Origin of the sequence: Alkalihalobacillus phoenicis, assembly GCF_047302405.1 — a bacterium.
Taxonomy (GTDB): Bacteria; Bacillota; Bacilli; order Bacillales; family Bacillaceae_D; genus Alkalihalobacillus.
Map to the genome: position 1 here is coordinate 2960351 of NZ_CP154853.1, position 12095 is coordinate 2972445.

12 protein-coding genes are annotated in these 12095 nt (G+C 37.1%); all 12 read right to left on the reverse strand.

Annotated elements, in window-relative coordinates; all coding sequences use genetic code 11:
• Positions 1-10 precede the first annotated feature (10 nt).
• The gene (rhaA, locus tag AA0017_RS14100; RefSeq protein ID WP_413375348.1) at positions 11-1282 is read right to left on the reverse strand and encodes an L-rhamnose isomerase; all 1272 of its coding nucleotides are present in this window, start codon (positions 1280-1282) and stop codon (positions 11-13) included.
• Complete coding sequence (gene rhaB, locus AA0017_RS14105) at positions 1266-2693, reverse strand: rhamnulokinase (RefSeq protein WP_413375350.1); 1428 nt, start codon at positions 2691-2693, stop codon at positions 1266-1268. The genes rhaA and rhaB overlap by 17 nt, the downstream gene beginning before the upstream one ends.
• A gap of 133 nt (positions 2694-2826) precedes the next feature.
• Positions 2827-3795, reverse strand: a complete 969-nt coding sequence (locus tag AA0017_RS14110) for a helix-turn-helix domain-containing protein (protein WP_413375352.1) — start codon at positions 3793-3795, stop codon at positions 2827-2829.
• A gap of 224 nt (positions 3796-4019) precedes the next feature.
• Entirely contained in the window at positions 4020-4793 is a 774-nt protein-coding gene (locus AA0017_RS14115) for a MerR family transcriptional regulator (RefSeq protein WP_413375354.1), read from the reverse strand.
• Positions 4794-4868: 75 nt separating this feature from the next.
• The gene (locus tag AA0017_RS14120) at positions 4869-5756 is read right to left on the reverse strand and encodes a TIGR01777 family oxidoreductase (protein WP_413375356.1); all 888 of its coding nucleotides are present in this window, start codon (positions 5754-5756) and stop codon (positions 4869-4871) included.
• 881 nt (positions 5757-6637) lie between these two features.
• Entirely contained in the window at positions 6638-7363 is a 726-nt protein-coding gene (gene truA / locus AA0017_RS14125; RefSeq protein WP_413375358.1) for a tRNA pseudouridine(38-40) synthase TruA, read from the reverse strand.
• Between the two features lie 35 nt (positions 7364-7398).
• A complete protein-coding gene (locus tag AA0017_RS14130) occupies positions 7399-8340 on the reverse strand; it encodes a TRM11 family SAM-dependent methyltransferase (protein WP_413375360.1) in 942 nt (313 codons plus the stop codon).
• A gap of 310 nt (positions 8341-8650) precedes the next feature.
• The gene (locus AA0017_RS14135) at positions 8651-9121 is read right to left on the reverse strand and encodes a DinB family protein (protein ID WP_413375362.1); all 471 of its coding nucleotides are present in this window, start codon (positions 9119-9121) and stop codon (positions 8651-8653) included.
• Between the two features lie 130 nt (positions 9122-9251).
• Complete coding sequence (locus AA0017_RS14140) at positions 9252-9542, reverse strand: RNA polymerase alpha subunit C-terminal domain-containing protein (RefSeq protein ID WP_413375364.1); 291 nt, start codon at positions 9540-9542, stop codon at positions 9252-9254.
• 332 nt (positions 9543-9874) lie between these two features.
• Positions 9875-10066 (reverse strand): YfhD family protein, encoded by a 192-nt coding sequence (locus tag AA0017_RS14145; protein ID WP_413375366.1) that lies wholly within the window; start codon positions 10064-10066, stop codon positions 9875-9877.
• 118 nt (positions 10067-10184) lie between these two features.
• Entirely contained in the window at positions 10185-11630 is a 1446-nt protein-coding gene (locus AA0017_RS14150; RefSeq protein WP_413375368.1) for a DEAD/DEAH box helicase, read from the reverse strand.
• Between the two features lie 70 nt (positions 11631-11700).
• Positions 11701-11901 carry a cold-shock protein gene (locus AA0017_RS14155; protein WP_040324249.1) on the reverse strand — a complete coding sequence of 67 codons (201 nt, stop codon included), beginning with the start codon at positions 11899-11901 and terminating at the stop codon, positions 11701-11703.
• Between the last annotated feature and the right edge of the window lie 194 nt (positions 11902-12095).

The window sequence follows — 12095 nt, forward strand, 5'->3', positions numbered from 1 at the left end:
TTTCCTCCGATTAACTTTCTACCTTCTCAACATCGACTCTTTTTAGCTGTACATCTAATTCGTACTGATGAACAATTTTTAACCATTCATTTTCTGTTGGTACATTTAATCTACGACAGTATTCATCCCATATATCTCCAAACGGAAATGTTTTGAGTTGTTCCTGTAACGCAAGGCGAGATGTGAAGTCCCCTCTGTCCTGTAACTTTTTTAAATATTCATGCGGCATTAAGGCTGCGTTTAATAAGGCTTTAATCATATTCCGTGTTCCAATTACCCATGCTGCAACACGGTTAATACTCGCATCAAAGAAATCAAGTCCAATATTCACCCTATTGAGTGCATCATTTCGAACAATCTCTATAGCAATTTCCCGTAACTCATCATCGAAAATAACGACATGATCACTATCCCAACGTACTGGGCGCGAAACATGCAAAGCAAGGTTGTTATGGAAAAGAAGCATAGCCGACAACTTATTGGATACAACTTCTGTCGGATGAAAATGACCGGTATCAAGCAAGCATAGTTTGCCATTTTGATTCGCATAGTTCATATAAAACTCATGTGAGCCCACTACATAAGCTTCTGAACCAATTCCAAATAATTTGCTTTCTAATGCATCCATCACAAATGCCTTATCAAATTGTTCCTCATAAATCTCATCTAAGGACTCCTTTAATCGTTTTCTAGGTGTCAAACGATCACTTGGAATATCTTTATACCCATCTGGTATCCATAGGTTTACTAATGAAGGACTCCCTAATTCTTTAGCAAAATATTCGGCAATACGACGCGACGCTTTACAATGGTTAATCCAAAATGAGCGAATCTCTTCATTTGGATGAGATAAGGTAAGCCCTTCTTCCGCTTTGGGGTGTCCAAATGTGGTTGGGTTGAAATCAAGTCCAATCCCAAGTTCCTTTGCCCAATCAACCCACTTTTGAAAGTGTCCCGGCTTTAATTGGTCTCGATCAACGATTTCTCCATTTGTTTCCGCATACATCGCATGTAAATTAACACGATGTTTTCCCGGAATAAGACTTAACGCTTTTTCCAAATCAGCTCGTAGTTCATCCCCATTTCTAGCACGACCAGGATGGTTACCTGTTACATCAATTCCTCCCGATAACTCTCTTTTAATCGTTTCTGTTCCTTTCAGATCATCTCCTTGCCAACAATGAACGGAAATAGGGACTTTACTAACCTTTTCAAATGCAGCTTCTATATCAATATCCAATCTCTCATATTCTTCTTTGGCATTTTCAAATCTTGTTGACATACTCTCCACTTCCTTTAGGTGTATAATAATTAACAGCGATAGAATTTTTAATTAACTGGCGTCCATCACTCAAAGACGCAATTTCTCCACCTGTCATTGCTTGAATGATATAGTTTCCAAGTGCGGTTGCTTCTGTTGGGCCCGCAGCAACGGTACGCCCAATTCGATTAGCAAGTAATTGGTTTAGTTCACTATTTTCTGCGCCCCCACCAATCACTTGTATCTTGTCATAAGTCCTTTCCACCGTTGACTCTATTTGCTCAATTGCTTTTGTATAACTATCAACTAGACTTTGATAAATACACCTCGTTAAATCTGCTGCCGTTTTGGGTTCAGCAAACCCCAATTCCTTACAAGCATTCTTTATCTCTGCAATCATATTAGCTGGTTTTAAAAAGCGTTGTTGATTGACATCAATGATCCCATCGTAACAGGAGCTTTTACTCATCTCTGCCAATTCAGCGAAAGACCATTCATTATTTAGAAGTCTCCTCACCTCTTGAATCATCCATAAACCCATAATGTTTTTTAAAAAACGAAAACGATACTGCACTCCACCTTCATTCGTAAAATTATCTTCCATCGCTTTTGTCACACAAATAGGGAATGGATTCTCGATTCCTATTAAGGACCATGTACCAGAACTAATATAAATGGATGTCTCCCACTCCGGAAGGGCTGCAATGGCTGATGCTGTATCATGTGTGGCTGGGATTATCACGTCTAGCTCGACTCCTAGCTCCTGTTGTATTTCTTTTGTTAAACGTCCAACATTTGTTCCCGCCATTGTTAAATCTCTAAATAAATGTTTAGGTAGCCCAAATTCCTCGATTAAGGAAAAATCCCAATCTTTTGTAAAGGCGTTAACTAATTGAGTAGTGGTTGCATTCGTATATTCATTATGCTTTTTTCCGGTTAACAAAAAGTGCAAGTAATCAGGTATCATTAAAAAACTTTTGGCTTTATCTAAAGCTTCTGGGTTTTCCTTTTTTAGGGCAAGTAATTGGTACACCGTATTAAATGGCTGAAAGGCAATTCCTGTCCGTTCATAAAGAGATGATTTCCCAAAATCCTCTATAACCGCTTCCATAACTCCATTCGTTCGTGGATCTCGATAAGAAACAGTGTCTGTTACAAGTTGATCCTTTTCATCTAGAAGAACAAAATCTACAGCCCAAGTGTTAATTCCGATACTTTTGGGATTAAGTCCCATCTCTACACTTTTTTTAATTCCTTTTTTAATTTCATGAAGTAACCTTTTTATATCCCAACAGTATTGAGCATTTTTAATGATTAATTTATTTTCAAAACGATGGACTTGAAAAAAATCAATATTTCCTTCTGTGATTTTTCCTGCCATCACTCTTCCACTTGAGGCCCCTATATCTACAGCTAATCGATAGCCACCCATGTTGCTTGCTCACCTCACTCCTTACATTTTCTATAACATAACTTTAAGCGGTTTCATCATTTTTTCCAATATTTCTATTTGACAAAAAACTGTCCTTATTTGCACATGTTTATAAAAACAAAAAACATCACGCCTAAATGGGTGATGTTTTCTTTAGCTCTTTTCGATAACTTAATGGAGTCATTCCATATTTTAATTTGAATATTCTGTAAAAATAACTAAAATTATAATACCCGATTTCCTCAGAAATAACTGCTACTGGTAAATCTGATTGCTCTAGCATTTTTGCCGCCACATCCAACCTTTTATCTTGCAGTAAGTTTTTAAATGTCTTTTTTGTATTCTTCTTTATCACTTTACTTATTAAATAATCAGGTTGCTTTAAACGACTAGATAATTCATTTAGTGTCGCATTTTTATATTCTTCATGTATATATGTTAAAGCCTCCCTTATCCACTGACTGTGTAGAGAACTCTCCTGTAGCCCTTCTAATGTATTCGCTTTCTTTGTTAATTCCACTATTAACTGACCAACGTATAATTTGATAATAGGTTTAGAAAACGTTCCTGGGGAGATGATTTCTTCCATAATTTTTTTCAATAATTCTTGAACAGACTCTTCTTCCGCACATTTAAAATATAAATATTGACCCATTTTATCCGTATTATGAATGCTATTAACTAAAAAAGTATAAAGAGGTCCTTCTACATTTAAAAAAGAGAAAATATACTCAAAAAAGGATGGCTGAATAATAAAATTAATAAGAATGTCTTCTTTTTCACACATTTCAATTTGATGCTCAATATGTTGATTTAAGACAAGTAGTTCCCCTCTTTTTAAATGAACCGTATTATTGCCAATAAGCTGCTTCGAACTCCCATGATAAACATAGTTCATTTCAATATAATCATGTTTATGCTTTGGAAATTCAATAAAGCGAATATGCTTACGGATCATAATTTCAGAGCCTGGTTGCAACAGCTTACTAGCTTCGATAATAAAACTTTTCTTTGTTGTGTACCTAGATTGAAGAACTTGTCGATATTGTAAAATCTCTTCTTCCTCTTCCGTAAACTTCAACATTTCCTCTAATAACGTCATATTTAACCTCCACTATTTTCATTTAATAGTTCATAGAACCTATTCATTCTCTGTCACAGCAGGAAAATAGTCTGGTCTTTTAAGCTTATAGTTATTTTATATAACATTTAGACAATTCACAATAAAATTTTGTCGAGTTCAATGGAGTGTTTGTAAAAAAAAACAGCTAGTAGTTGAGATAAATTCCTCACTACATAGCTGCTTATGTTCATCTTTTCTATCTCTTAAAATTCCCAATCATCAATCTCAAATGGTAATCCATGTTCTTTTTGATAATAGGCGAAAGCTTGTAACAACCATTTTTCTTCTTCTTTTGTAAAAGGAGAATACACGTCTAGCTCCTCGACTTCTCTATCTTCAATATTTTTAAATAACTCGATCATTTCTTCATTCGTATAATGGCTAATAAAATCAACATACTCTTTGATTAACTGAACGACTTCTTCAGAGTGGAAAGACTGGCCAACCAATAATTTTGTACGGTTTGTTAATGAAAAGAACAATTGGTCGAGCTTTTTTTGTTCTTCCTCTGTTATATTAAATAAATCCTCAGCTAACGATTCATTTGTATGTTTAGCAAACCAGTCTTTTTGGATATGTTCTGATTGAATACTATTAATAAAACTGATTAAAATCGCCGTCTCTATTTGTTCTTTGCCTTCTATACATTCGATGGTTCGATCAATCGCTTCGAGCACTCTTTCAATTTGTCGCTTCTTTTGTTCAAAAGATTGTTTTTGAAAACGAAGGCTCTCTTTTAAACTCTCCATATCATTTTCATTCGTAAGCATTTTAGCGATTTGCTCAAGCGAATAGCCTAACCATTTAAACGTGACAATTTGCTGCAAAGTTAATAAATCCTTATCTGAATACTTGCGATGTCCCGTTTTCGGATGTTTATTTGGCTTCAATAAATGAATTTCATCATAATAATGAAGCGTCCTGATGGAAGTTCCCGTTTTCTTCGCAAATTCACCGACTGAGTAAAATTTATCCAACTTCTTCAACTCCACCTCATCTTTAATACCTCTATTGTAAGCCCTAACGTAACGTGAGGGGAAAGACCCTTTTTATTATTTGGCGATTTGCTCTAACGCCTCTTCTATCGTCGCATATTTAAAAGCAAATCCTTCTTTCTCAAACCTTTCAGGAATGACCCAACGGCTTTTTAATAATAATTCGGTTTCCGTTCTTAAAACAAACGTTCCAATTTCGAGCATCCATTTTGCAGCAGGTAATCCTATTTTTCGATTGTAGGCTTTTCGCACAGCTGCCGTAAATTCACGATTCGTAATCGGATTAGGTGCTGAACTATTGAATACACCAGATAAATGCGTATTGTCCTTAACATATAAAATCATCTGGAATAGATCCTCAATATGAATCCAACTAAACATTTGCTTTCCGCTTCCTTGATGACCACCTAACCCAAATTTGGCTAGATTTTGATAAGGTACCATTACACCACCTGAATCCCCGAGTACAATCGCAATTCGGAGAGCGACTTGTCTCGTGGTCTCTAATTGATGGGAGAAAAAGGCTTCTTCCCATGCGGTTGCGACATTTACGGAAAAACCCTCACCGATCTCACCGTCTGCTTCTGACATCGGTCGGTCTTCTGCATGACGATAAATCGTTGCCGTACTAGAATTAATCCATAAATTGGGCGGCTGCTTACAAGATGCCACAAGCTCCCCTAATAAATTCGTTGTTTCCGTCCTCGAGTTCAAAATCTCCTGTTTATTAGCCTCATGATAACGACAATTAACTGATTTCCCAGCTAAATTAACTAATAAATCGCTACCTTCTAACGCTTGTAGAATCTTTTCTTTATCATCCCACGTAATATGTGGCTCGCTCCGCGAAATAATTAAAACCTGATAACCCAAATCTTCAAATCTTCTTTTAAAGTATTCTCCAGTAAAACCCGTTCCACCAGCTAAAATGACTTTTTTCCTCATTAGAATCACTCATTTCAATATTTTGTGAATACTTTCACATATATTATAACAAAGGGAGCTATTTCCAGACAATCGTTAATTTTATTCATCCATTTAGGCAACAAACTCTATTAAAAACGAATTAGAGGGTGCCGGGTGAGGCTTTGATTCCCTTTGCGGCTCTTATTCGAGAGCTTCGGGCTTCATTGGTGGCTTTTGATTCCCTTTGCGGCTTTATTTAATAGCATTCGGATTCATTGGCAGTCTTTGATTCCCTTTGCGGCTCTTATTCGAGAGAGTCGGGCTTCATTGGTGGCTTTTGATTCCCTTTGCGGCTCTTATTCGAGAGCTTCGGGCTTCATTGACGGTCTTTGATTCCCTTTGCAGCTCTTATTCGAGAGCTTCGGGCTTCATTGACGGCCTTTGATTCCCTTTCCGGCTCTTATTCGAGAGCTTCGGGCTTCATTGACGGTCTTTGATTCCCTTTGCGGCTCTTATTCGAGAGCTTCGGGCTTCATTGACGGCCTTTGATTCCCTTTGCGGCTCTTATTCGAGAGAGTCGGGCTTCATTGGTGGCTTTTGATTCCCTTTGCGGCTCTTATTCGAGAGCTTCGGGCTTCATTGACACCCTTTGATTCCCTTTCCGGCTTTGATTCGATGGCTTCGGGATTCATTGACACCCTTTGATTCCCTTTCCGGCTCTGATTCGATGGCTTCGGGCTTCATTGCGGCTCTTTGATTCCCTTTGCGGCCTTTATTCACCAGCTTTTGGATTCATTGCGGCTCTTTGATTCCCTTTCCGGCTTTTATTCGAGAATTTTCGCTTCAAAAGAACCCTAACGTTCGCCAATAAAAAAACTCCTCCCACTTTTACATGGAACGGAGATTTTACGATTATCAGTTCAAACTAAAAACAACCCGGCTGCTTCTGCCATTCTTCCGGTCTGATTTCGTTCTTTTTTCTCGATGATGGCTGGAATGTCCTCTGCCTCGATTCGTCCTAACCCAACTTCGATTAAAGTCCCGACAATTTTTCGAACCATATTGTACAAAAAGCCATTCCCAGAAATACGAACTTCAATTAAACCATTTTCCTTTGTAATATCCAGCGAATAAATTTCCCGAACTTTTGTTTTTTTGTTCGATTTAGCATTGGAAAAAGCGGTAAAATCATGTTCACCAATAAAAAAGCGAGCGGCCTTTTTCATTTTCTCAAGATCTAATGATTCCTCAATATGAGTACTGTATTTACGTATAAATGGATTCGTATAAGCTTCATTCCAAATTTTATATACATACGTTTTTTCCGTCGTATGAAAACGGGCATGATATCTGTCAGATACGAGCTCTACATGAGAGACGACAATATCTTGTGGCAAATATTTATTAAGATACGTTTGGACTGCCTGCTCCGTCATCTGTTTTTCCATTTTAAAATTCGCAATTTGTGCTAATGCATGAACTCCTGCATCTGTGCGGCCACTACCAATAATTTCAATCGGAACTCCTGCCATTTCACTTATAACATGCTCAATTTTTGCTTGGATGGTATTTTCACCATTTCCTAAACGCTGCCAGCCTTTATAACGACCACCATCGTATTGAATCGTTAACTTATAATTGTTCATCTCTCCATAAACCCCTTTATACATCGAAACTTCTTTTATTCACAAACGAGTACTTCGCGCTCAAATCGACTTTTTTTCACAATACAACGATCCTTAATCGTAAATCCAACCATCTCCAATATAGAGTCAATCGGTTCTACCGTAACAATAACGAGTCGTTTCGTAAACTTCCTTGCTTGCTTCAGCATGTCCATTTTCTCTTCTTCAGAAACGACGGAGCACAAATTATAAGGCATATCAATAATCGCCACATCATAAGAACCTTTTATCGTTCGAATATCTTGTTTTTTCACTTCCGCCTCATAATGAAAATGAGCGATATTCTCCCTCGCGCCCATTGCTGCAAGTGGATTAATATCACTGCCACTTATTTGAATGCCCATTGAAAGAGCTTCGACCATCACCGTTCCAATACCACAGCATGGATCAATCACTACTTGCTCTTCAATTTTTGGGACAGCGATGTTAACGACTGCCCTTGCGACTCTTGTGTTTAAAGCCGTTGAATACATCTGTGGTTTTTGTTGTTGCTTTAGCCAGACAGATTCTGCTTCAATATATTCACCAAAATACCATGTATCTTCGGTTTTTATCACGGCAAAAGTCTGCTCTGGACATTTCAGATCTGCTTGTCCGATTATGAACTGCCCGATTTCTCGTTCCATTTGTTTTCTCTCTTGAAAATTTAGTTGCTGTTCCAAACTTAAATCATCGTTTTTTAACATGAGGATTTTAAACGTCTGTTTTGAGATTTGATAACCATTGAGCTGTTGTTTCAATTCATTCGAAGTCTTCGCCTGAGCCATAATTTTTATGCTTGCCTTGAGAAAAGGACTTCGGCTGGGCTCGATTTCAATTGAACTTTTGATCACAGAACGGTTATGTATTTCACCAAAGAACGAACGTTTTTCTAAAAAACTTAGCTCAAGCTCATCCTCATGGCAGTTAAAAATGTATAAGTAATTCTTTCCTTCCATCATCTATTCACCTTTTACCTTAACTTGCCTTTTCTTTTCTTATTATAAAGGATAACAAAATTCTTTGCTTGGAATGGTTAGGAAAGAGGAAACACCGTTTAACGAGGGCTCTGAACTTTTGCAATATGGAGACCGACTTTTATATCATTTAATCTACTCGCTAGATACGGACCTTCTGCCATTTCGCTAGCTCCGTTTGGTTGGCAAAAAAAGCTGATGTTTAAACATAATAGTAATGAATTTTTTCGATTGATTCCCCGCCATTAACCTCTTGAAGTAATTTTTAAAAGTTAGCCATAATGACTGCTTTTTAAAAAGTCTTTTTTAATTTTCGAATATAGGCAATCTGTCCGATATGATAGGCATTATGAGTAGCTGCATTAGATACTAACGCCCACCATTCAGCTTCGACTGGGTACCCATTTACTGTCGATTCTAGCTGTTCTTCTGTCAACAAGCCTTGCCATTGTAACAATACATTTAATAAGCGTTCACGAAGCTCTCTAAATTCTACATCTTTTTCAACAGTGAATGTATCAGCGTTCTCCTTTGGTGACTGGACGGCATTAAAATCGGACCTTTTATATCTTGTCAGTAACGTTTCATTCCAATAAATAAGGTGCTGGGCTACCTCTGCAATGCTATGACTACTTTCATCGGGTCTCCAAAAGGCCTCTTTATCAGAAATTCCTGCTACCGCCTCCTGAAAAGAAACATACCAGCTTCGGTCATTTGCATTGGCCAATAATTGGTCTAAAAGAATTCCTTTCGCATGAACCATTGAATCATCATCTCCCCTTAGAATTCTTGACTTTGTAGTCTTCAATAAATAATTTCAAAAACCTTTATAGAAAGTTGAATCTACAGAAAAAAGACGAAGCCACCACTGGACACTTTATGTGCACTATTCATTATCCCTTAAATGATAAACCTTCTTCTTCTAATAAAGTTCTCATCGTTGGTAAGGAAGCTGGTCCAATACCATGGATTTTTAGAATTTCTTTTTCGGTGTACTTTGAGAGTTTCTGCAAAGTATCAATTCCTTCGTGAACTAAAGCACCTCGAGCAGGTGAACTTAGTTTCGATAGGAAGCCACTTTCAGGTTTATTCTCTTTGTCACAAGTAGGGCAACTTGGACAATCACTACTTTTGTAATACTTATGTCCTTTTTCACAAACCCTTAAATTTTTTTCCACTGTCATAAATGCTCCCCCCACTAATATCCTATTTCTAATTTAATATACTTTTTATTTTACACCATTAAGTTAGCAACAAAAATAGGGTGCTAAACATTTTGTTTTGAGCACCCTATTTATACTATTATTTTGATTTTCTCCACAAAAAAAGAATGACTAAAAACTTAGTCCTTATAAAGGCTGGACAGATTATTCAGCTGGACGATTTGGGCCATTTAATTTTTTATCGTAAATGTGAGGCTCCTTTTGATTCTGTCTTTCCTTATTTTTAGTACGATTTTTTTTTTGATTATTATTTTGCTCGGACATAAATATTCTCCTTATCGCTCGTTTTCTAGTTAGGAATGGTTATTCGGATTAGCACGTTTGTCAGCAGCTGCTGCCCGTTTTTGTGCCTCTAGATCATCGTGGTCGGCAAGCTCTTCGGAATATTCCTCATCAATCCCGTCACTTATGATTTCTTGCTTAGGGGTTTGAGATAATTTAGCCTTATTTTTATGTTTATTATTATGTGATTGACCTCTTGTCATTCTAATCCCTCCTTATTTCCCCTTAACATTCCCACCTTCAACATCAAAGATACATTCATTTAACATGGATATTTTCCATTAAACATAAATAAAAAAAGACAAACAACCGTCGCCTTTTTTATTTTCTCGCGATATGCACTTTTAACTGTTTGCCTTTGACGGTCGTTTCTCTCATTGCTTGGAGGACAAGTGGCCCTTTTCCATTTAAAATATCAATATAGGTCATTTGATCTAATATCGAAATAACACCAATGTCATCGGCGTTAATCCCTGCGATTTTTGAGATCGTTCCAACAAAGTCAACGGCACGTAATTTTTTCTTTTTCCCACCGTTAAAATAGAGCTTTGTTACTTCTGCTTGTAAGTGATCGGCCTTTTCCACTTTTGGGGTAATTGTAGCATTCATTTTTTGTTGGAAGTTTGGTAGGTTTTTTTGAACATTTTTTTGACTAGGTACGGGAATTTCTTCAATGATAAAGCCAATAAATTGTTCAATCGCTTCTAAATCGTTTCGCTCTGAATCTGAAACGAAGGTAAACGCCTTTCCTCTTTCCCCAGCTCGACCGGTTCTGCCTGTACGATGTACATAATTTTCAGCTTCCATCGGTACTTCATAATTAATAACCATTGAAACTTTCTCAACATCAATTCCACGTCCTGCTACACCTGTCGCCACTAAGTACCGACATTGACCACTCCGAAATCGATCCATCATCAAAAATCGGTCACGTTGGGCCATTCCACCATGTAATCTCCCGAGCGACTTGAGTGACTGATTTAAAATTCGATATAACTTATCCACTTCGATTTGTGTATTACAAAAGATAATGCAGCTATTTGGATTTTCTGTGACGAGTAAATCCTTTAAGACAGAACACTTTTCCTTCTCATGAACACACAATTTAAAATGATCGATTTTGGTCGCAGTTACCCCTGTTGCTTGAATTTCAATGACTTCTGGTTCGACCATATAAGTGGAGCAGAGCTGTTGAATATCATCTGGATAGGTTGCAGAAAACACCATCGTTTGCCTTTGCGTTGGCAAACTTTCAATAATCGCTTCCATTTCATCAATAAAGCCCATACTAAGCATCTGATCAGCTTCATCAATGATTAAATGCTTAATGTCTTCCACTAACAATGTTCCTTTTTGAATATGGTCAAGAACTCTTCCTGGCGTTCCAACGACAATATGTGTTTTCTGTTTAAGTAAGTTTTTCTGTTTCAAATAAGAATCCTTACCAAAAACGGCGACAGAATTAATTCTTTTTAAGCGGCCAATATTTGTGACCTCATCTCGAACCTGAACAGCTAACTCTCTCGTCGGAGTTAAAATAAGTGCTTGTGGTTTATTCTCTGCCCAATCCACTTTATCCGTTACAGGTAGCGCAAAGGCGAGTGTCTTTCCACTGCCGGTTTGAGATTGAACAATTAAATCCTCTCCATTAAGAGCCTTCGGAATCACCTTATGCTGAACCTCGGTCGGTTGTTGAAGTTTCATCAATTCAAGTGCCTTTAAAATCGGTTCAGATAATAAAAAGCGACGAAAATTATTATTCTCCATTTATGCTCCCCCTTTCATTCTTTATTTTTATCAAAAAGAAAAAGGGCTCATCAAGTGAGCCCTTTTGTCATTATGCTTTAGTTACGTTAGTCGCTTGAAGTCCACGTTGACCTTGTTCAGTATCAAACGTTACTTTTTGACCTTCGTCTAATGATTTAAATCCTTCGCCTTGGATAGCTGAGAAATGTACGAATACATCATCTCCACCTTCAACTTCGATGAAACCGAAACCTTTTTCTGCGTTAAACCATTTTACTGTACCTTCTTGCATGGATGTTACCTCCTGCGTGGAAAATTCGTTTCCACAATTTTGATACTATTATTGCTCAATTTAGATATCTAAGGCGAAAAAATCAAACACTTATTTCTTCTAACCGAACAAAAATAATTCTTCTTAACAATAACAGACAATTTCTAGAAAAGCAAATAGTTTTCGATACAATATTCATAATTACATTATTTTTT